Source organism: Pseudomonas fluorescens (assembly GCF_030344995.1).
Classification (GTDB): Bacteria; Pseudomonadota; Gammaproteobacteria; order Pseudomonadales; family Pseudomonadaceae; genus Aquipseudomonas; species Aquipseudomonas fluorescens_BF.
Genome location: NZ_CP128260.1, coordinates 4755825 through 4775537, shown reverse-complemented (window position 1 = coordinate 4775537; position 19713 = coordinate 4755825). Strand labels below are relative to the sequence as shown.

Sequence of the window (19713 nt, the reverse complement as noted above, 5' to 3'; positions counted from 1 at the left end):
TAATCGGATCAATCGTCTATTCGCGTCTAGGCTTAGTCTGAAGATCGCAGTAGTCGGGCAGGCGCCTGGCATAAGGATGTGAATGAACAAGTTTATAGTTCTGTTGGGTGTGTTGGTGGTGGCAGGCTGTACTACCAGTGCCAAGACCCATGCGGTGCGTGGAGTCAGTGGTATCGAAGTTGACTGCTCCGGTTTGGGTTCGGGCTGGGAGAGGTGCCAGAAGCGTGCTGCCAAGGAATGCAAGGGGGCGGGTTATAAGGTGATCACGCGATCCGATGACGCCCGGGATGAGGATGAGTTTCCCTTCGGCTTCAATCCGGCAGGCTACGTCACTCGAACCATGTTGGTGATTTGTCGGTGAGTGAGCGTTGGCGGGCTTTCATCCGATGCCCTGAAAATGGGCGTTTCGGTGAGCGGAAAGATATGTCAAGCCCTGGGCTGTTCAAAATCTTCCGGGCGTGCTAAAACCTTTCAAGCGCTGATCTAGCTGCTTGAAAAAGAAGGGAAAAATATGACGAAGTCGGAGTTGATCGAACGAATTGTCACCCATCAGGGGCTGCTCTCATCCAAGGATGTGGAGCTGGCCATCAAGACCATGCTTGAGCAAATGTCCCAGTGTCTGGCCACAGGGGATCGTATCGAGATCCGTGGTTTTGGCAGCTTTTCCTTGCACTATCGTGCGCCGCGCGTGGGTCGAAATCCCAAGACCGGTCAGTCCGTCAGTCTTGACGGAAAATTCGTTCCGCATTTCAAGCCAGGCAAAGAGCTGCGCGATCGTGTGAATGAAGAAGAGGAGGAGGGGGCTTGACGGTCACCGTTATGCAAGGAGCCGCTAATGAGTAATCTCAAGCGCATTTTTCTTTCCGTTTTAATTCTATTGCTTGTCTTGGCGATCCTTGCGTTCGTTCTCGAAAATCAGCAATCGGTCTCCCTGTTGTTTCTTGGGTGGGCGGGGCCACAACTTCCGGTATCGGTGATTACGGTTGGTGCATTGCTGTTGGGAATGCTGATCGGGCCGTTTTTTGGTTGGTTTCTGGGACGTTCGTCCAGAGCTTCACGCAAGCGTCCAGTCTGATTGCGACATGGAAGGAAAGGCGAACTAAACTTTAGCCACAGCTTGTCTATATCCATTAGTAAAACGTTCATTAAGCTGTAAAATGCTGGGCTTGTCCGATAGTGGCATATTCCCACATCGGTTTAGACTGACATCGTCAGAAGCCACAGCTGAAATGATGGCTTTTGCATTCATGGATTAGACAGCGCTCGGTTGACGGCCCTGTCAGCAACTCAAGGGTATGGTTTCGCGTGAAAATTCTAGTAACCGGCGGCGCCGGGTTTATCGGCTCAGCTGTTATCCGTCATATCATCTCCAACACTACCGACGCAGTGGTAAACGTCGACAAGCTGACGTATGCCGGTAACCTTGAGTCGTTGGCCGACGTCAGCGGAAGCGATCGTTATGCGTTCGAGCGCGTCGATATCTGCGACCGTGATCAGATCGATCGCGTACTGCGTGAACATCAACCGGATGCAATCATGCACCTGGCCGCAGAGTCCCATGTGGATCGCTCGATCTCCGGTCCTTCGGAGTTTATTCAGACCAACATCATCGGCACTTATACCTTGCTGGAAGCTGCGCGCCATTACTGGGCAGCGCTGGATGATGCCCGCAAGACCGCATTTCGCTTCCACCATATTTCGACGGATGAAGTTTACGGTGATCTGGAAGGTCCGGAAGATCTCTTTACGGAAACTACCCCATATCAGCCAAGTTCGCCGTACTCGGCCAGTAAAGCGAGTTCCGATCACCTGGTTCGTGCCTGGGCCCGTACATACGGTCTGCCGACTCTGGTCACCAATTGCTCGAATAACTATGGTCCTTGCCACTTCCCTGAGAAGTTGATCCCGTTGATCATTCTCAATGCGCTGGAAGGTAAGCCGCTGCCTGTCTATGGCAAAGGCAATCAGGTTCGCGATTGGCTGTATGTCGAAGATCACGCTCGCGCGCTGTACAAGGTTGTTACAGAAGGCGTCATCGGTGAGACCTACAACATCGGCGGTCATAACGAGAAACAGAACATCGAAGTAGTGAATACGCTCTGTGCACTACTCGATGAGTTGCGCCCGGATTCCGCACATCGCCCGCACGCGAGTCTGATCACCTACGTTCAGGATCGCCCGGGTCATGATCAGCGTTATGCCATCGACGCCAGCAAAATCCAGCGCGAGCTGGGCTGGACGCCTGAAGAAACGTTCGAAACCGGTATCCGTAAAACAGTGGAGTGGTACCTCAACAATACTGAATGGGTTGCTCACGTGAAAAGCGGAAGCTACCAGCAGTGGATCGACCAGAATTACGCAGATCGCTCGAACAAGGCATGAAGATCCTCCTGCTGGGTAAGAATGGCCAGGTTGGATGGGAGCTGCAGCGCTCGCTTGCCCCGCTCGGCGAGTTGATCGCGCTGGATCGTCATGCGGTCGATGGCTTGTGTGGCGATTTGTCTGACCTGGAGGGCCTGCGAGCGACAATCCGTCAGGTCAGGCCTGATGTGATTGTCAATGCCGCAGCCTATACCGCCGTCGACAAGGCTGAATCCGAAACGGAGCTGGCTGATCGCGTGAACGGTCAGGCGAGTCGGATCATGGCTGAAGAGGCTTGCCGCCTGGACGCCTTGCTTGTCCATTACTCGACGGATTACGTGTTCAACGGTGAAGGTTCCAGCCCATGGCTGGAGACTGACGCCGTCTCACCGGTGAATCGATACGGTGCGAGCAAGCTTGCAGGTGAAAATGCAATCATCGCATCCGCCTGCAAGTACCTTATTTTCCGTACTAGCTGGGTCTACGGTGCTCGCGGCAATAACTTCGCCAAGACCATGTTGCGACTGGCATTGGATCGCGAAACGCTCAACGTGATCAATGATCAGATCGGAGCTCCGACGGGGGCTGACCTGATTGCCGATGTCACTGCCTTGGCCATTCGCCAAGTGTTGCACCGACCGGAATTGTTGGGGCTTTACCACCTGGCAGCCGGCGGTGAAGTGTCTTGGCACGGTTATGCGGGACATGTGATTGCATTCGCCCAGGCAAATGGTGAGCAACTTGCTGTAAAGGCGGTCAACCCGATCAATACGACCGCTTACCCGACACCTGCACGTCGGCCTTTGAATTCACGTTTGAATACTCAGAAGCTGCGCGACAATTTTTCTCTACACTTGCCGGATTGGCAAAGTGGTGTAACCCGAATGCTTAGGGAAGTTCTGAACAAATGACCACGACAAATCGTAAAGGCATCATTCTCGCCGGTGGCTCGGGCACTCGCCTGCATCCGCTAACCCTCGGCGTCTCGAAGCAGATGCTGCCGATCTACGACAAACCGATGATCTTCTATCCGCTGTCCGTGCTGATGCTTGCGGGCATGCGTGAAATCCTGATCATCTCCACGCCGGAAGACTTGCCATGTTTTCGCAAGCTGCTGGGCGATGGCAGTGTTTACGGTATCAAGCTGACTTACGCCGAACAACCTACTCCGGACGGCCTCGCACAGGCGTTCATCATCGGCGAGGAATTCATTGGCAAGGACCCTTGCTGCTTAATTCTGGGCGATAACATCTTCTACGGTCAGCATTTCTCGGACAATCTCCGTTCGGCAAGTTCGCAACAGAAGGGGGCAACGGTGTTCGGGTATCACGTTTCCGATCCGGAGCGTTTCGGTGTTGTCGAATTCGATAAAACCGGCCGTGCTTTAAGTATTGAAGAGAAACCACTGAAGCCAAAGTCCAACTATGCAGTGACCGGCCTGTATTTCTACGACAATGATGTGGTGGAAATTGCCAAGAACATCAAGCCATCGGATCGGGGCGAGCTGGAAATCACAGACGTCAACCGTGCTTATCTTGACCGCAAGACATTGAACGTCGAGATGTTGGGTCGTGGCTTCGCATGGCTGGACACCGGTACTCATGATTCGCTTCTAGAGGCGAGCCACTTCGTACATACCATTGAACAGCGTCAGGGTCTCAAAGTGGCATGCCTCGAAGAGATCGCCTATCACAATGGCTGGATTACTGCAGAGCAACTGAGCAAGCAGGCTGACGCACTGAAGAAAACCGGGTATGGCCAGTACCTGCAGAAACTCGTCGATTCACCTGCTCACTGATTCGATAGCCGGATCCCTTTCGTTCAGAAGCGTTTAACGGTGCAAGCAGGAATGGCATGCCAGTGAAACTTCCCAAGGTTGCGGTTTTACTGGCAGCGTACAATGGTATGCAGTGGATCGAAGAGCAATTGGCTTCGATCCTTTGCCAGTCAGACGTTGAAGTAAACGTTTATATCAGCATCGATCCTTCCACCGATGGTACTGAGGCCTATTGCTCAGCCTGGGCCCTTGAGGATTCGCGGATCATCGTTCTGCCTCCTGCGGGCGCGTTTGGAGGGGCAGCGCGCAATTTCTTCCGACTGATCCGCGATGTTGATCTGACGGTCTATCACTATGTTGCTTTCGCTGATCAGGATGACTTTTGGTACGCGGACAAGCTGCAACGCGCCATTCAAGTCATTCAAACCGAACAGGTCGATGCTTGTTCCACTAATGTCTTGGCATTCTGGCCTGACGGCGCTACGCACCTGCTGGACAAGTCTCAGCCACAGGTGGCTTGGGACTTTCTGTTTGAAGCCGCCGGCCCCGGCTGTACCTATGTAATGAACCAGTCGTTGGTGTCGGCGTTGAAATTGTCGATGCTTGCGACCTGGCAGCCGCTTCAGACGGTCAGTCTGCATGACTGGTATTGCTATGCCTTTGCCCGCAGTCACGGTTTTCGCTGGTTCATCGACTCAAGGCCTTCCATGGACTACCGCCAGCACGAGCGTAATCAAGTTGGTGCCAATAAGGGCATGAAATCGCTGATTGCGCGCTACAAAACCATTCGAGATGGCTGGTGGTTCAGTCAAGTGCAGACCATTGTGAAGCTGATAGGTCTGGAATCTGATCCTTTTGTAGTCAAGTGGTTGACACTGCGCCGTTTTGAGCTGCTCCGTCTCTCTTTCAGTGCCTGGAGTTGTCGGCGACGAGGAAGAGACAAGGTCTTGTTTTTCTGTATCTGCTGGGTAACTGCATTAAGGAAGAATACTCAATGACAGGTCCGAAGATACTGGTGACAGGCGCCAGTGGTTTTGTCGGAGAAGCGCTGGTTTTTCGGTTGTTGGTGGACAAGAAATACTGCCCGGTTGCAGCGGTACGCAGCGAGACAAGACTGGGTGGGTTGTGCTCGGTGCAAATGTTCGATTTGCTCGATGAGCATTCTTCAGCCCAGCTCGAAGGCATCGAAGTAATCGTTCATGCTGCCGCACGCGTACATGTCATGGATGAGAGGGCGGACGACGCGTTGACCGAATTTCGTAAGGTCAATGTTCAGGGGACGCTCAAATTGGCGCGCCAGGCGGTCGCCTCAGGCGTAAGGCGATTTATCTATATCAGCTCGATCAAGGTCAATGGCGAGAATACCTTGCCGGGCAGGCCTTTCAAGGCGGATGACCCGATTGCCCCCCAGGATCCGTACGGTGTTTCGAAGCACGAAGCCGAGACGGCATTGATGCAATTGGGTCACGAATCAGGTATGGAGGTGGTGGTTATTCGACCACCATTGGTCTATGGCCCTGGTGTAAAAGCCAATTTTCTCAGCATGATGGACTGGCTCTCCAAGGGTATCCCTTTACCATTGGGAGCTATCGGTAATCAGCGAAGTCTGGTCGCCATCGCCAATCTGGTCAGTTTGATTGTTGCGTGCATTGATCACCCGGCAGCGGCCAACCAGGTGTTTCTGGTCAGTGACGGTGATGATGTATCCACTTCCCGATTGCTGCGTCGTCTAGCGACGGCTCTGGGTAAACCCTCACGTCTTTTGCCTGTCCCTGAATCGTTGCTAAAGCTGGGGGCGGGATTGCTGGGCAAGCGTGGTGTCTCGCAAAGAATATGCGGTTCGTTGCAAGTCGATATTGAAAAAAATCTCCAGCTACTAGGCTGGACACCCCCTGTAAGTATGCAAAAGGCATTGCGTCAAACTGCTGAGCGCTATAAGGATGAACACGGATGATTGTTGGGTGGTTTTTACTTGCGGCATTTATCGTTTCCTATGTGCTGACATTCGGGCTGCGACGTTATGCTCTCTCCCGAAGCTTGATGGATATACCCAACGAACGTAGCGCTCATTCGGTGCCAACACCGAGAGGCGGCGGTGTCGCGTTCGTTATTTCTTTTCTGGTCGCATTGCCGTTTCTCGCTCACTTTGAGTGGATTGATGCGCCGACCCTTTACGCGCTGATGGGCGCCGGCCTGCTTGTCGCAATCATTGGATTCGCTGATGATCATGGGCATATCGCAGCCAGATGGCGCTTGCTCGGTCATTTTGTCGCTGCGGCGTGGGCACTTTTCTGGATTGGGGGGTTGTCGCCGTTAAGCTTGTTGAACACTCGCATTGATCTGGGCTGGATCGGTCAGGTGCTGGCCTTGGTTTATCTGGTGTGGATGCTTAATCTTTATAACTTCATGGACGGTATCGATGGTCTGGCCAGTGCTGAGATGATCAGCGTTTGTCTGGGTATGTGTCTTGTCTATGGATTCGGAATGCACAGTGATCTTACCTGGGCTCCTCTGACGCTGGCTGCGGCGGTGGCAGGTTTTCTCTGCTGGAACTTTCCCCCTGCGAAGATTTTCATGGGCGATGCGGGAAGCGGTTTCATGGGGCTCATCGCCGGGGCCATGTCCCTGAGTTCGGCCTGGCATCAACCAGAGTTGTTGTGGAGCTGGGTGATTCTTTCGGGTGTGTTTATTGTCGATGCGACCTGGACACTTGTTCGGCGTTTGAGTCGAGGTGAAAAAGTGTATCAAGCCCATAGTGACCATGGTTATCAGCACGCAGCCCGTCGATTTGGCCATAAGAAGGTCACATTAACGGTTGTGGGGATCAATATTGCGTTTCTGTTGCCAATTTCGCTTCTGGTGGCCTTGAATTATCTGGATGCATTTTGGGCGGTGGTGATTGCTTTCGCTCCATTGGTTGTCGTGGCAATCGTGTTAAAAGCGGGTCAGGCTAGAGTTGTTTAGCTTTAGCAGTGCTGCCGATCTGCGATTCAGGTTCGGTCATTCATATTTTCATCAATGAATGTGGCGTGCCACGCACTGATGACCTTTACATCAAAGTGAACAAAATTATGCATAACAATCTCACCAGCCAGCAAATTTCGACTACCAGTCAGGTGCGTGGCGAGCAAAAGAATCAACGTCCAGTGGTTATCTGGCTGACGGGGCTCAGCGGCTCGGGAAAATCCTCCGTCGCCGATGCACTGGAACAACGGCTGGTGATGGCAGGCAGCCATACCTACCTGCTGGATGGGGACAATGTCCGGATGGGGCTGTGCAAGGATCTCGGGTTCAGTAATTCTGACCGTGAAGAAAACATTCGTCGGGTGGCTGAAGTAGCTAAGCTTTTCGTTGATGCAGGGCTTATCACCATCACATCTTTTATTTCTCCCTTCCACCGTGATCGCGCACTGGCGCGAAGTGTGATTGGATCTGATAACTTTATTGAAGTTTTCATCGATACCCCGCTCAGTGAGTGTGAGCGACGTGACCCCAAAGGCTTGTATAAAAAAGCACGTCAAGGATTGATAAAAAACTTCACAGGAATTGATTCGCCCTATGAAAAACCTCTGGCTCCACAAATTACAATAAGTACGATGAATCACTCGATTGAAACAAGTGTCGAGATCATCATTGATTACTTGAAGCAATGGAATGCCAAGTGAAGCACTTAGTTATTATTGGTCTGGGTTTTAGCGGGGCGGTAACCGCTATTGAGTTTCTCAACAGAGCGCCTGCAGGGTCGCGGCTGACTATTATCAACCGCTCTGGCCAAATGGCGCGCGGTCTGGCATACGGAACCGATAGTCCGGACCATTTGTTGAATGTGCCTGCCGGGAATATGTCAGCGCTGGTGGAGCAATCCGACTCTTTTCTCGAATTCTGCAAGCAGTTGGATCCGGACCACCATTCGGGCAGCTTCGTTTCCCGTCAGATGTACGGCGCATACTTGAGTCAGTTGCTCAGCCGGGCGAAAGCAGACTCATGTGTCCAGTGTGAAAGCATCGTAGGTGAGGTCAATTCCATCCAGTCAGACGCTACAGGGAAGGGTGCGATTATCAGGGTCGATACGGGAGTGTGCATTGCTGCCGATAAAGTCATTCTTGCATTTGGCAATTTCCCGCCCGCCACGCCGGCAGGTCTGCGGGAGGTTGCACAATCCAATTTGTACATCGAGGATCCATGGTCCGCGGACAATTGGATGATACAAAAAGCGGCACCTCGAATTCTCCTGATCGGTAGCGGTTTGACCGCTGTCGACACATTGATTTCCCTGCGCCGAACTCATCTGACGGCCAAGGTTACGTTGCTTTCGCGTCGAGGATTGTTGCCGACCAGTCATCGAGAAAAGATGCCCGCAGAGGGATTCGAGACAGGCATCGTCGCAGAAATCCTGTTAGCTCCAGCGACAGTGTTGTCCTATATGAGGTTAATTCGTCGCGAGATTGCCAGATATCCAGAACGTTGGCGTGAAGTTGTGGCCGCTTTGAGGCCTGTCACCTCTGAATTGTGGAGTCGCCTGTCACTTGTCGAACGCAAGCGCTTTCTGCGCCATGTTCAGCCTCATTGGGATGTCTATCGGCACCGGATGGCACCGCAAACGTTCAATATTTTCCAGGATGAAATTGCGGCGTCGACCGTTACTTCAATTGCCGGACGGATCTTGTCGGCGAATGCCAATGAAGAGAGTGTTGCGGTGCGTATCAGGATCCGGGGGGGCGTGGAAGTTGTCGAGTCACAGTTTGATCAGGTAATCAACTGCACCGGACCGTGTACTGATATCGGGAAGATTTCCGATGCGTTCATCTCGTATTTGTCAGGCAGTTCGATCATCACACCTGATGCTTTGGGTATCGGAATCAATGTTGATGAAAACTACGCTGTCATGAGTGAATCGGGAGAGCGTGTCGAGTGGCTGAGTTATGTCGGGCCGATGCTCAAGGCTCGCTTTTGGGAGGCAACGGCGGTGCCGGAACTTCGCCAGCATGCACGTGCTTTGGCTATTCGGATTGCTGAAAGCTTCGCTCAGGCAGAGCAGGGGTAATCCCCCCCCCCCCTTGTGCTCGGGCAAATGGGGGCAGATTGCGTGCGTGAAACATGCGTGGTTTGCCCCTCTCCCGCAGAGTGATTACAGGGTCTGTATTCCACGCTGGATGAATTAGGTGGTGCTCGGGCTTATCAGGGTTTAACCGTTTCTTTGTTCAGGTTCGGTGTTAAAACTGATCGAACTGGTCGTCGACTCAATTCAAGGTTATTACTTTGTATAGTGGGAGCCAGTTTCGAAAGAGCTTCGATGGCGAAGCCTGTCAGTGTGCCAATATCCTTTGCGTGTCTTTGAGTTCAAGCGCTCCCGTCGAGATCAGTGGTAAGCATTATCGCGTTATCAGCAAGAGAGGCTGGACGGCAGGCGACAGGCGGCTTCAGTACTGGTAGATAAAGCCCACTTATGCTACTTTGCGCGCCAATTATTGCCTTTTGTCGAGGCATTATTTTTATCACTTTTCCGCCGAATTTGGCTTGAGTGGCGGTACTGGAAACGTGGAACGCAGCGAATTCTTGCCCTGTTTTCCACTTTCAAAGCGTCCGACCGACCGCTGACATTGCGGTGTCACTTTTCAGCGAGGCCTCTTAGCTAAACCGTATGATTCATGGTTTGCAGACCGCTGATTTCATGAGAATTCAAGATGGCTTTTTTTCCCTGTTTTTTGTCTGTCGTTTTTGTCGTTCGTAATCAGTCAGAGCAAATCGAAAAGATTCTGTCTGATGCGGCTTCCATAATCTCTTCGACGGTCAGCGACTATGAGCTGATCGTGGTCGACAACGCTTCTGAAGACGACAGCATTCTACAGCTCAAACGCCTGACCTCTGAGAGCGGCCTCGCCAATCTGCAGGTGTATGCCTTGACCAAAGAGGTGGATGCAGATACAGCTTCCTGGGTCGGGCTGGAGAATGCCTTGGGTGATTTCGTCGCTGTCATTGATCCATTGATCGATGATATCGGATTTGTTCCTGAGATGCTTGACCAGGCAGTCGCTGGTGCGGATGTGGTGTTTGCCAACAACTCGCATAAGCCAGCGCAGAGCGTTGCATATCGTGCTGCAAATTTCGTGTTCCATAGCCTCTACAACCATTTTAATGGTGTTCATCTGGCTAAGGACGCTCCCCAGTTTCGAATCCTCAGTAAGCGCGTTATCAATTTCATCCTGCAACACCCACAACCGTCGATGACCTACCGTCACCTGCCGGCAACAGGTGGTTTTGCGCGCGCCTATCTCAATTACAGTGCGACCCCGAAAGCCTCCAGTCCGAAGCGGTTGGGGGAGAGTATCGATCGAGGGATGCGCTTGCTGGTATCCACGACCAGGGCGCCGATGAGGCTGGTAACGTCGCTCTCGCTTTTTGGTGCAATCGCCAACCTGATATACAGCGTTTATGTTCTGGCGATCGGCATCTGGAAAACCGATGTAGCACCGGGATGGGTTAGTTTTTCGTTGCAACAGTCCGGCATGTTTTTCCTTATTTCTCTGGTGCTGCTGGTGTTGGGTGAATACATCCTCAACATGGCCAGCTTATCTAATGAAGGGCCGCTTTATCATGTTGGCCAGGAGTTCACCAGCGCACGCATGACACGGCGTGAAAAGCTGAACATCGAAAAAGTGGTTTCGGAGGGCGTCAGTACCTCAGCCACGGCTAGTGAACGGACCTCCTGATGGTTGGGTATGAAGCGGACCCGGCTAGCCAAGACGCTGTGGTCATCGGTGGCGGATTTTATGGCGCTGCCATTGCTGTCTACCTGGCCCGACAGCGCGGGTTGAAACGCGTACTGTTGATAGAACGTGAGCCTGCACTATTGATGCGGGCTTCCTATAACAATCAGGCACGCGTGCATAACGGCTATCACTATCCCCGGAGTTTCACCACCGCTTACAGAAGCCGGATTAACCTGCCCAAGTTCGTGACGGACTGGCCGGCTGCGGTGAAACGCGATTTTACGAAGCTCTATGCAATAGCCCGCAGGAATTCGAAGGTCACCGCCAAACAATTTGAACGTTTTTGCAGAGATATTGGCGCTGATATCAAACCTGCAACTTCCGAACTGCGGGAGCTTTTCGAACCTCGGCTGATCGAGGATGTGTTCATTGTCGAAGAGTATGCTTTCGATACCACCACGTTGGCGAGTTGGGCCAAGCGTGAGCTGGACGAAAGTGGAGTGCAGATTCGCTATCAAAGCCGCGTAACAGCCATATCCCGAGGTCTGCACTCACCACTGACAGTAATTGCCGAAAATGCGCAGGGGCATCGTGAGGCCATTAATTGCCGCTATGTGTTCAACTGCACCTACAGCGGGTTGAATCAATTCACTGGCGACTTCCCAGGCGTCAGCGCCGGGCTTAAACAAGAAATCACCGAGATGGCTCTGATGCAAATGCCGGAGTCTCTAGAAGGCGTGGGAATTACAGTGATGGATGGCCCGTTCTTTTCGACGATGCCATTCCCTGCTCGAGGATTGCATACCCTTTCCCATGTTCGCTATACACCTCATTTGCACTGGAATGATCAGCCTGATTTTGATCCCTATGCAAGGTTGGATGATTACGTGCGGGAAAGTCGCGTTGATCGAATGGTCAGAGATGTTGGAAGGTATATTCCAGCCGTATTGCAAGCCCGCCATGTCGATTCCCTGTTTGAAGTCAAAACAGTGCTTGTAAAGAATGAGGGCGACGACGGCCGACCGATTCTTTTTGAACGGCATATGGAGTTGCCAGGATGTTATTCCATTCTTGGTGGGAAAATAGACAATATCTACGACGTCATCGAGACGCTTGAAAAAGAGCATATTTCGCGAATTGATGGTCAGGAAGAATCGAAAGGTGGAGTAGTAAATGCGTAGTTCTCTTATTGGTTTTTCAGGTTTCGTGGGCAGTACTCTTCTGAAGCAGCAGGCGTTTTCGTCGCTTTATCGTTCGACCAATATTGCCGAAATCGACAACGAAACATTCGATACAGTAGTTTGTGCCGGCGCACCTGCGCAGAAGTGGATCGCCAATCGCGATCCCCAAGCGGATCGGTTAAAGATTGAAGAGCTTATTTCGCACTTGAAAACGGTTCAGTGCAAAACATTTATTCTTATCAGTACAGTGGATGTTTTTAAGGAACCCGTGGGTGTTGATGAGAACTCGACAGTCGATGAGTCGGACTTGCATGCGTATGGCTTGCATCGGCGGTTGCTGGAGAAATTCGTTGAAAGTCATTTTTCGAACTATCTCATCGTTCGTTTACCCGGTCTGGTTGGTCCCGGTCTGCGGAAGAATGTAATTTTCGATTTCCTCAACGACAATAATATTCAGGCAATTGATAGTCGTGGAGTATTCCAGTTCTACCCAATGGTAAATCTCTGGCCTGATATTCAACTCGCGCTCAATGCCGGGTTGAAACTGGTTCACTTTACTGCCGAACCTGTCAGTGTGGCGAATGTTTCCCTGCAAGGTTTCGGGAAACCGTTTGATAACGAGCTTGGCAATGCGCCAGGTTTATATGACTTGCAAAGCATCCATGCCAAGGTCTTTGGAGGTGTGGGCCGTTATCAATACAGTGCTCGCGAAACAGTTCAAGCTGTCAGGGCTTATGCCCAATCCGAGCCCCTGACGAAAAAAGACCAGCCGGGTACTTCGGCATGAGGCTCGCCATTTCCAATATTGCCTGGGATGTCGTTGAAGATGAGGACGTTGCAAAGCTGCTGAATCGCTTTGGCGTCAACGCGATCGATATAGCGCCTGGCAAGTACTTTCCTGAACCGACCCAGGCAACGGATGAAGACATATGTCGTGTCAAAGACTGGTGGGCGGAACGCGGAATCGAAATTACCGGTATGCAGGCGCTGTTGTTTGGTACATCAGGACTGAACGTGTTCGGCTCTACCGATACTCAAGCTGCACTACTCAAGCATCTTGATGCCGTTTGTCGCATTGGTGGGTCACTCGGAGCCACTCGGGTGGTTTTTGGCTCTCCAAAGAACCGTGACCGTTCCGGACTGAGCGATGAGGAGACACTGCAAGTCGCGATCCCGTTCTTCAGACAATTGGGTGATATCGCCCAGAACAGAGGTGTGACGATTTGCCTTGAACCCAATCCTGAATGCTATGGCGCGAACTTCATGACGGCCAGTGCTGAAACTGCCAATGTGGTAACTCAGGTGGCACATCCAGCCATTCGTATGCAGCTCGATACCGGGGCGGTGACGATAAACAAGGAAGAGGTGCAGTCCATTCTCGAACTGCATTCCGAATTAATCGGACATGTTCATGCGAGTGAGCCCGACTTGTTACCGTTGGGAGAGGGTGGTACTGCGCACGCTGAAATGGCAAAGGCAGTGGCTCGTTATCTGCCAAACCACATTGTTTCCATCGAAATGGTTGCGACCAAAGATGAACCTCATTTGATCTCCATGGAGCGTTCACTACTGGTGGCGGTGCAGCATTATCGAATGGCGGTAGTTGAGGTGGGCAGATGAGCATGAAATGGGTGATCCTGATCCTGGGCATTCTTTCCAATGCCTCCGCCAGCGTCCTGGTGAAGATGGCAATGATGCCTCCTCGTAAATTTCCGTCGCTTGGCGATCCCATGGCAGCACTCAGCAATTGGCCTTTCTGGCTTGGGCTCGGCCTGTATGGCGCCGCGTTTCTGCTTTATGCCGCTGCATTGGCGCGTCTGCCTCTTAACGTGGCTCATCCGGTTTTGACGGCGGGTGCCGTGGCGACTGTCGCTCTATTCTCGGTCGTAATTTTTCGCGAATCCTTCCACTGGACTACCGGTGCAGGGATCGTATTGGTGATTGCTGGCGTTGGGCTGATTACAGCTCGCGTGGCTTGATGGTGAATTTGATGACTTCTCTCGATATTTCTCCTGCTGCACGTCAGGCGTGGCAAGTGCCTTCCTATGACACAAAAATGTGGCTAGGCCGCCAGCATTCCTATTGTGTTGTGATTCCGGTAATCAATGAGGGAGAGCGGATCAAAAACCTGCTTTCCAGAATGGCAGCGGTGAATGTCGCCAATATCGCCGACATCATTATTGTAGACGGGGGAACTACGGATGGTTCTCTTGAGCTGCCGGCGTTGGAGCAGGTGGGTGTGAAGGGGCTCTTGCTCAAAACGTCCGCTGGCAAGTTGAGCGCTCAACTGCGTTGTGCATACGCTTTTGCACTTGATCAGGGATACGAAGGCATTGTCACCATTGATGGCAATGACAAGGATGACCCTGACGCCATTGAGCGTTTTATCGAGGCGTTGAAAGAAGGAGTCGACTTTGTCCAGGCTTCGCGTTTCGTGGCAGGTGGTGTAGCCGAGAACACACCGAAATCACGGGACTTCGCTATCCGCTTCATTCACGCACCCATGCTGAGCCTGTTCTCCGGCTTTGGCTGGACGGACACAACGCAGGGCTTTCGCGCGTATAGCCGGAAAATGTTGCTTGATCCAAAAGTAGCACCCTTTCGCGATGTGTTCATGACTTATGAACTGCTTGCTTATCTTTCTTATCGAGCTCCGAAATTGGGCTATCGGTGTGTTGAGCTGGCAACGGTTCGACGCTATCCAAAAGGTGAAGTACCGACCAAAATCAGCAGTGTCAAAGGTAACCTTTCGGTACTTAACATCCTTCTGAAAAGCTGTTTTGGGCACTACAACGTCAAGGGAGACGGCGACAAGTGAGTGGGGTCTTTAGTGCTGCAGATATAAAAACAACTGAAAACGGCCTCAAATCGTTATGTGCAAAATACAAGACGGAGTTTTTGGTTTTTCTAAGCGTTTTTGTACTTGTTTTTTCATCTATGAAAATGTATTCGGCAGCGGTTTCCAATGGGAATGTCGAACAGTGGGTGAATCTGACCAACCAGGTTTTTTATGAAGGGCGAGATTTTCTGTTCAGCTACGGTCCTCTGTATTGGCTGGTCGGCGGTAGTTCTACGCAGTACAACATTTATTCATATTGGGGCTCAATTTTTTATATAAGTGCCGTCTATGCGATTTTTTGGTCTCTGATTTTTACTCTCGTTCACAAGGCACGTTCCTACCTTTATCTCGCAGTCGCTTTCTTTTTGTTTTTTAGCGGCTTGGCCTTTCCAGCAGCCTTTTATCTTTTGCCGTTCGCAACAGTCGCTTATCTGGAATTCTCCAAAGATAAGCCTGTTGTTGTTGGCATGCGCGGGATGGCACTCCTTGGAGTTGTAGTAGGTTTTCTGTTTTACGTTCGTTTTTTTTACGGCTTGGTGGGCGTGGCAACGATCGGTTCTTATTTTTTTATCAGACTGTTTACTGAGAGAAAGATATCGAGATTGATCAGTTTTGTTGCAGTCGTAGCATTAAGTTATGTAGCGGTTGGTTTGATTATTTTTCACAATGTTGCGAGCATTGTTAACTATCTCGTTATCAACAAAAACCTGAGCTTTGGCAATTCGGTCGACATGACCCTGGAAAGTGCCAATTCGCCAAATACTTTTGTGGCCGTTTTCTTGGTTGTAGCTGCCCTCAATGTGTATTTGGTAGTGAAGCGAAGGTCGCTTCTGCTAACGCTGAATGTTCTGTTGTTGCTGCTTTTTAAACTCGGCTTCAGCCGTACAGATCACTATCTGGGCTATTTTGTCATTCCAACGGCCGCACTGGCACTCGTCATGGTCTTTGACAAAACTCGTCTGGGTCGGGCGATGTTTGTGATCGCCTTGGCGGGGCTCTACTACCTGTCAACCAATCCAAGCTATCCCGGTGCTCCGACTAAGGATGCGCTGGTTTCGGGCGTAGATTTCAATGCTGATTATTCGACCCGGATGAAAGGTCTGTATGCAGACTACAGATTGGATAGTGCACTGTTGAGCAAAATTAAAAAATCTACCATTGATGTGTATCCATACAACAATGAGTATATATTTGCCAATGACTTGAACTATTCGCACCGTCCGTCATTCCAGAATTACATGACCCTTACACCGGCTCTGGATTTGATGAATAAGTCGTTTTTTGAATCTGCGGCGCGACCGAAGTTTGTATTGTGGAGCGCAGGTATTGCTTGCGTGTCTGAAAACTGCAACGTATTCGATGCGTTTGACCGGAAATACTCATTGAATGAGGATCCGCTGACTGTAGACGCGATCCTGCTCAATTATCATGTTGTCGAAGTTTCAAAGGGTAAGGGCGGCGTGCCACTTATACTTCTCGAAGCTAACAGCGTAAAAGCTGACGCTGCTGAGCAAACGTTGGCTGAAACGGTCATGAAGTTCGACGAGTGGTACAAGGTTCCAAAGCACTCTGGAAACGTTGTCAAAATCATTCCCGATTTCGAACTCACGGCCTATGCTCGTCTGAAGAATCTTTTATTTCGTGGAGATATTCTGAAGATCAGATATAAACTCGTGTCTGGTGATATCCGCGAGTACCGTTTGAATATCTTGAATTCGAAGAGTGGCGTCTGGGTGAGCCCATTGATCGATAACTTCGAGTTTTCCGGTGAGGCTGTTGAATCTGTCATGTTTTCTTCGGAGTCCTCACAGTACTTCAAACCGGATTTTTCCGCTCGGTGGGTGGGTTCGCAAGTTCCGAATGTTCACAATAAGCCTATAGCCTTCAATCGCAGTACAACGGCTATTTCCGGTGTGCGGAAAAATGCAGTCGTGGCGTGTGAGGGCAGTATTGATTTGATGAACGGTGCGGGCGCGACAGCGACTACTTTGCACGCGACAGATCGGTTGAAGTTGCAGGGCTGGCTTGCTAGCTCCACCAAGACTGGCACGCTGTTCGATGCGACGTATCTGACGCTTACGGATGAGAAGGGCGGCAGGTTTTTCTTTGAGACCAACCGTGAGACTCGTGCTGATGTAGGTGCAGCCTATCAAAAACCTGCTCTGAGTGTTTCCGGGTTCAATGGATTGCTTGATCTCTCGACATTGCGCGGACGCTATAAGTTAGGCCTGGGAGGTGTGCAAGGTGCTGAGTTCAGTAGTTGCAGCCAGTTTGAAATACCGGTAACGATTGAGCCGTAATTCACTTGATTGTGTCGGTCACCCGGGTCTTTCTTGTCGATATATCTGCATGGAAAGGCAGGGCGGGTCAGTTTACAGCCGCACTGAGGTGCGGCTGTAAAAGATCTTATGGTATATGAGAGGGTGCGGAAAGCATTATGCTGAGAGAAATTTTTCGAACAGATCGTTTGTGTGATTATGATGGGCATAGAGATAACAACTTCACTGTGCTGCGTTTTCTACTCGCGTTTACGGTGCTTTTTGGGCACTCATTTCCCATCAGTGGTAATGGTAGTGATCCTCTCACAATGCTCATCCTTCCTCATGCGTGGATCGGGAGTCTTGCTGTCGGAGGTTTTTTTGCAATCAGTGGTTTTTTGGTGACAGCTTCGATATCAAATAGAAGCTTGAGAGATTTTGTTGTGTCTCGTTCGCTGCGTTTATATCCCGCCGTCATTGTATATTCATTGGTCGCTGTTTTTGTAATTGGCCCAATCGCCACAAGTGTCAGTCTTGCTCAGTATTTTCACAGTACACCTTGGAATAACTTGTGGAATGCAACGCTTTGGGATTGGAAGTACAATTTGCCGTATGTATTCGGCGATCGACCCTTTGCAGGATCGACGAATGGTTCTACCTGGACGTTACCCGCTGAGCTTCGCTGCTATATTGCAGTTTTTCTGTTGGGGCTTTTCGGGTTGTTCAAGACGAGGGAAGTAGCCAATATATCTTTGATTCTTGCATTGTTGCTTGTTCAGAATAACTACGCCATGGTTCCATTGTTTGGGAGCAACACTCAGTTTCATGAACCTTTGCTTTACTTTATCGTGGGCAGTTTCTTCTGGGTGAATCGTAGTTATATTCCCCTGAACTGGTTGCTATGTGCGGTATTGGTATATTCAGTATTTTACTTTGCCAACACGAGCTGGTTTCCATACGCGTGTTCCACAGCGCTCATGTATACCTTGCTGATGCTTGCCTATCGCCTCCCTCACTTTGATATGGACAAGTTTGGCGATATTTCCTATGGAGTCTACATTTACGCTTGGCCCATTCAGCAACTTGTCTGGGCACCCGCTCAGAGTGCTTATGTCAATGCGCTGTACGCGAGTCTTATCGTTATCCCTCTGGCCTATTTGTCCTGGAGATTTATCGAAAAGCCAGCCTTGGGATTGAGGCGTTATCTGGGGGCGGGAACAAAAAAGGTAAAACTTGAGGTGCCTGTACAAGGCTGAAAGTAAGCATAAAAATACCCGCAGTTGCGGGTATTTTTTTATTTGCGATGCTCTCTGAGAGCAAGCAATCGGCTTGGCCGAAAAGCGCAGGGGCGAGAATCAAGATTCGGACAGAATCTCCATCAGTCGTCGCCCCATCTTGTCGCCTTCCGCTGACCAGGAAGCTGATGCAGCAAAGGCAAAGGCATTCGCCTTGATTTGTTCTGCGCGCTCCGGTGAGCGCAGGATCTCCTCCAATGCATCCGCCAGACCCTCGACGGTGGGTTCGGCAAGCATTGCAATGTCATCATTGAGAAGCCATTGCGTACACTCGGCTCTGTTGCTGACAACGGGTACACCGCAGGCCATGATTTCGAGCGGCAATAACGACAGATTGGTCATGGACAGTACCAGCGCCACATCACATGAACTGTAAAGCTCTGCAAGTTGGTCAGGGTTTTTCAGGCCCGCATGCTCGCAATCAAATGGAAATGTGTAGTGATGAACATCCCAGCCTGCCATAACTACGGTGACAGCAGGCATCCGTTGAGCCAGCTCTGCCAGTACCAGGACACCAAGATCAAAAGCCCGACGGGCAGTAGGGGGGCGTACATAAAAAAACACGCGCTTGTTGCCTGTCGTGACGGCTTTTGGATATGGCTTGTAGAGTGCCCGTTCATAGGAAAACCCTAACGCCGTGCACGACATGCCGAATTCCCGATTTAACAGCGCGGACAGCCAACTGCCCGCGGTGAACCCGTGGAAACCAAAGCGATAGGTCTGCTCCGCCAGTGCGTATTCGGTGCCTGCCGGGTAGAACCACGGCTCATAATCCTGAACGAAGTAGCATTTATGTGTCGTTGCGCTGACGTTTTTTACGGCATATGCGGTTTGCCATGACGTCGCAATGGTTACTGCTGCCGAGGGTACATCAGCGTTGATGTAATAAACCTCTACATTGTCGATCTCGAACCATGCTCGGATGGTTGATTTAGCCTTGGCAACGGACTGTTCGCCATCGTCTTCAACGATGACAACGCGGTTAATGAATCCCATATTTCCGATGTGCTGCATGAATCTGAAGAGATTCAAATGCCCACCAGAGCCTTTGCCGATCGGCGGAATATACCAGTTGACAGTCTTTTCGCCGTTGCTTAAGGCATCATCAGGTTTCTGAACCATGGGTGTAAATTTCAGAAAACGATAAGCGTGCATCACGTCGGGCTTGGTGAAAAGCGAGCGTGAGCTTTTGAGCCGGCGTGACAGTATGTTGAGGAAGGAAGAGAACCCTTCCTGTCTGATGTGATTCAGGGATTTTTTGATCTGCGCTGCGAGTAGATGAGCATTCACGG

At 50.9% G+C, this 19713-nt stretch carries 20 protein-coding genes; 19 read left to right on the top strand and 1 reads right to left on the bottom strand.

Annotated features, from left to right (window positions below; all coding sequences use genetic code 11):
• Positions 1–82 precede the first annotated feature (82 nt).
• From QR290_RS21325 to QR290_RS21235, 19 genes are all read left to right on the top strand, one after another.
• On the top strand, positions 83–361 hold the full coding sequence (locus QR290_RS21325; RefSeq protein WP_115078796.1) for a hypothetical protein: 279 nt from the start codon (positions 83–85) through the stop codon (positions 359–361).
• A 150-nt stretch (positions 362–511) separates the two neighbouring features.
• Entirely contained in the window at positions 512–808 is a 297-nt protein-coding gene (gene ihfB, locus QR290_RS21320) for an integration host factor subunit beta (RefSeq protein ID WP_007950920.1), read from the top strand.
• A gap of 27 nt (positions 809–835) precedes the next feature.
• Positions 836–1075 (top strand): LapA family protein, encoded by a 240-nt coding sequence (locus QR290_RS21315; protein ID WP_289203555.1) that lies wholly within the window; start codon positions 836–838, stop codon positions 1073–1075.
• Between the two features lie 230 nt (positions 1076–1305).
• Positions 1306–2382: a dTDP-glucose 4,6-dehydratase gene (rfbB, locus tag QR290_RS21310; RefSeq protein WP_289203554.1), complete on the top strand. Its 1077-nt coding sequence runs from the start codon at positions 1306–1308 to the stop codon at positions 2380–2382.
• Positions 2379–3272, top strand: coding sequence for a dTDP-4-dehydrorhamnose reductase (rfbD, locus tag QR290_RS21305; protein WP_289203553.1), 894 nt, complete (start codon positions 2379–2381; stop codon positions 3270–3272). The genes rfbB and rfbD overlap by 4 nt, the downstream gene beginning before the upstream one ends.
• The gene (rfbA, locus tag QR290_RS21300) at positions 3269–4159 is read left to right on the top strand and encodes a glucose-1-phosphate thymidylyltransferase RfbA (protein WP_289203552.1); all 891 of its coding nucleotides are present in this window, start codon (positions 3269–3271) and stop codon (positions 4157–4159) included. Before rfbD ends, rfbA begins: the two co-directional genes overlap by 4 nt.
• Before the next feature lie 56 nt (positions 4160–4215).
• The gene (locus tag QR290_RS21295) at positions 4216–5136 is read left to right on the top strand and encodes a glycosyltransferase (protein ID WP_289203551.1); all 921 of its coding nucleotides are present in this window, start codon (positions 4216–4218) and stop codon (positions 5134–5136) included.
• Positions 5133–6092, top strand: a complete 960-nt coding sequence (locus QR290_RS21290; protein ID WP_289203550.1) for a UDP-glucose 4-epimerase family protein — start codon at positions 5133–5135, stop codon at positions 6090–6092. Before QR290_RS21295 ends, QR290_RS21290 begins: the two co-directional genes overlap by 4 nt.
• The gene (locus QR290_RS21285; protein ID WP_289203549.1) at positions 6089–7102 is read left to right on the top strand and encodes an MraY family glycosyltransferase; all 1014 of its coding nucleotides are present in this window, start codon (positions 6089–6091) and stop codon (positions 7100–7102) included. The genes QR290_RS21290 and QR290_RS21285 overlap by 4 nt, the downstream gene beginning before the upstream one ends.
• Before the next feature lie 107 nt (positions 7103–7209).
• Positions 7210–7803, top strand: a complete 594-nt coding sequence (gene cysC, locus QR290_RS21280) for an adenylyl-sulfate kinase (protein WP_289205319.1) — start codon at positions 7210–7212, stop codon at positions 7801–7803.
• The gene (locus tag QR290_RS21275) at positions 7800–9182 is read left to right on the top strand and encodes an FAD/NAD(P)-binding protein (RefSeq protein WP_289203548.1); all 1383 of its coding nucleotides are present in this window, start codon (positions 7800–7802) and stop codon (positions 9180–9182) included. The genes cysC and QR290_RS21275 overlap by 4 nt, the downstream gene beginning before the upstream one ends.
• 640 nt (positions 9183–9822) lie before the next feature.
• The gene (locus tag QR290_RS21270) at positions 9823–10848 is read left to right on the top strand and encodes a glycosyltransferase (RefSeq protein WP_289203547.1); all 1026 of its coding nucleotides are present in this window, start codon (positions 9823–9825) and stop codon (positions 10846–10848) included.
• Positions 10848–12029: an FAD-dependent oxidoreductase gene (locus tag QR290_RS21265; RefSeq protein WP_289203546.1), complete on the top strand. Its 1182-nt coding sequence runs from the start codon at positions 10848–10850 to the stop codon at positions 12027–12029. Before QR290_RS21270 ends, QR290_RS21265 begins: the two co-directional genes overlap by 1 nt.
• Complete coding sequence (locus QR290_RS21260; RefSeq protein WP_289203545.1) at positions 12022–12816, top strand: pyridine nucleotide transhydrogenase; 795 nt, start codon at positions 12022–12024, stop codon at positions 12814–12816. The genes QR290_RS21265 and QR290_RS21260 overlap by 8 nt, the downstream gene beginning before the upstream one ends.
• Positions 12813–13649 (top strand): sugar phosphate isomerase/epimerase family protein, encoded by an 837-nt coding sequence (locus QR290_RS21255; protein ID WP_289203544.1) that lies wholly within the window; start codon positions 12813–12815, stop codon positions 13647–13649. Before QR290_RS21260 ends, QR290_RS21255 begins: the two co-directional genes overlap by 4 nt.
• Positions 13650–13651: 2 nt before the next feature.
• Positions 13652–14008, top strand: coding sequence for an EamA family transporter (locus QR290_RS21250; protein WP_289203543.1), 357 nt, complete (start codon positions 13652–13654; stop codon positions 14006–14008).
• An 11-nt stretch (positions 14009–14019) separates the two neighbouring features.
• On the top strand, positions 14020–14847 hold the full coding sequence (locus QR290_RS21245) for a glycosyltransferase family 2 protein (RefSeq protein ID WP_289203542.1): 828 nt from the start codon (positions 14020–14022) through the stop codon (positions 14845–14847).
• A complete protein-coding gene (locus tag QR290_RS21240; protein WP_289203541.1) occupies positions 14844–17168 on the top strand; it encodes a hypothetical protein in 2325 nt (774 codons plus the stop codon). The genes QR290_RS21245 and QR290_RS21240 overlap by 4 nt, the downstream gene beginning before the upstream one ends.
• Positions 17169–17305: 137 nt before the next feature.
• Positions 17306–18382 (top strand): acyltransferase family protein, encoded by a 1077-nt coding sequence (locus QR290_RS21235; RefSeq protein WP_289203540.1) that lies wholly within the window; start codon positions 17306–17308, stop codon positions 18380–18382.
• 99 nt (positions 18383–18481) lie between these two features.
• Here QR290_RS21235 and QR290_RS21230 read toward each other — a convergent pair whose 3' ends face one another.
• Positions 18482–19711, bottom strand: coding sequence for a rhamnosyltransferase WsaF family glycosyltransferase (locus tag QR290_RS21230; RefSeq protein WP_289203539.1), 1230 nt, complete (start codon positions 19709–19711; stop codon positions 18482–18484).
• Between the last annotated feature and the right edge of the window lie 2 nt (positions 19712–19713).

What these genes read in the sequence shown, in the direction of transcription:
- rfbA (WP_289203552.1), top strand. Translation starts at nt 3,269, where the DNA reads ATGACCACGACAAATCGTAAAGGCATCATTCTCGCCGGTGGCTCGGGC.
- QR290_RS21265 (WP_289203546.1), top strand. Translation starts at nt 10,848, where the DNA reads ATGGTTGGGTATGAAGCGGACCCGGCTAGCCAAGACGCTGTGGTCATC.
- QR290_RS21260 (WP_289203545.1), top strand. Translation starts at nt 12,022, where the DNA reads ATGCGTAGTTCTCTTATTGGTTTTTCAGGTTTCGTGGGCAGTACTCTT.
- QR290_RS21315 (WP_289203555.1), top strand. Translation starts at nt 836, where the DNA reads ATGAGTAATCTCAAGCGCATTTTTCTTTCCGTTTTAATTCTATTGCTT.
- QR290_RS21325 (WP_115078796.1), top strand. Translation starts at nt 83, where the DNA reads ATGAACAAGTTTATAGTTCTGTTGGGTGTGTTGGTGGTGGCAGGCTGT.
- rfbD (WP_289203553.1), top strand. Translation starts at nt 2,379, where the DNA reads ATGAAGATCCTCCTGCTGGGTAAGAATGGCCAGGTTGGATGGGAGCTG.
- QR290_RS21255 (WP_289203544.1), top strand. Translation starts at nt 12,813, where the DNA reads ATGAGGCTCGCCATTTCCAATATTGCCTGGGATGTCGTTGAAGATGAG.
- QR290_RS21250 (WP_289203543.1), top strand. Translation starts at nt 13,652, where the DNA reads ATGAAATGGGTGATCCTGATCCTGGGCATTCTTTCCAATGCCTCCGCC.
- QR290_RS21270 (WP_289203547.1), top strand. Translation starts at nt 9,823, where the DNA reads ATGGCTTTTTTTCCCTGTTTTTTGTCTGTCGTTTTTGTCGTTCGTAAT.
- QR290_RS21235 (WP_289203540.1), top strand. Translation starts at nt 17,306, where the DNA reads ATGCTGAGAGAAATTTTTCGAACAGATCGTTTGTGTGATTATGATGGG.
- cysC (WP_289205319.1), top strand. Translation starts at nt 7,210, where the DNA reads ATGCATAACAATCTCACCAGCCAGCAAATTTCGACTACCAGTCAGGTG.
- QR290_RS21245 (WP_289203542.1), top strand. Translation starts at nt 14,020, where the DNA reads ATGACTTCTCTCGATATTTCTCCTGCTGCACGTCAGGCGTGGCAAGTG.
- QR290_RS21290 (WP_289203550.1), top strand. Translation starts at nt 5,133, where the DNA reads ATGACAGGTCCGAAGATACTGGTGACAGGCGCCAGTGGTTTTGTCGGA.
- ihfB (WP_007950920.1), top strand. Translation starts at nt 512, where the DNA reads ATGACGAAGTCGGAGTTGATCGAACGAATTGTCACCCATCAGGGGCTG.
- QR290_RS21285 (WP_289203549.1), top strand. Translation starts at nt 6,089, where the DNA reads ATGATTGTTGGGTGGTTTTTACTTGCGGCATTTATCGTTTCCTATGTG.
- QR290_RS21295 (WP_289203551.1), top strand. Translation starts at nt 4,216, where the DNA reads ATGCCAGTGAAACTTCCCAAGGTTGCGGTTTTACTGGCAGCGTACAAT.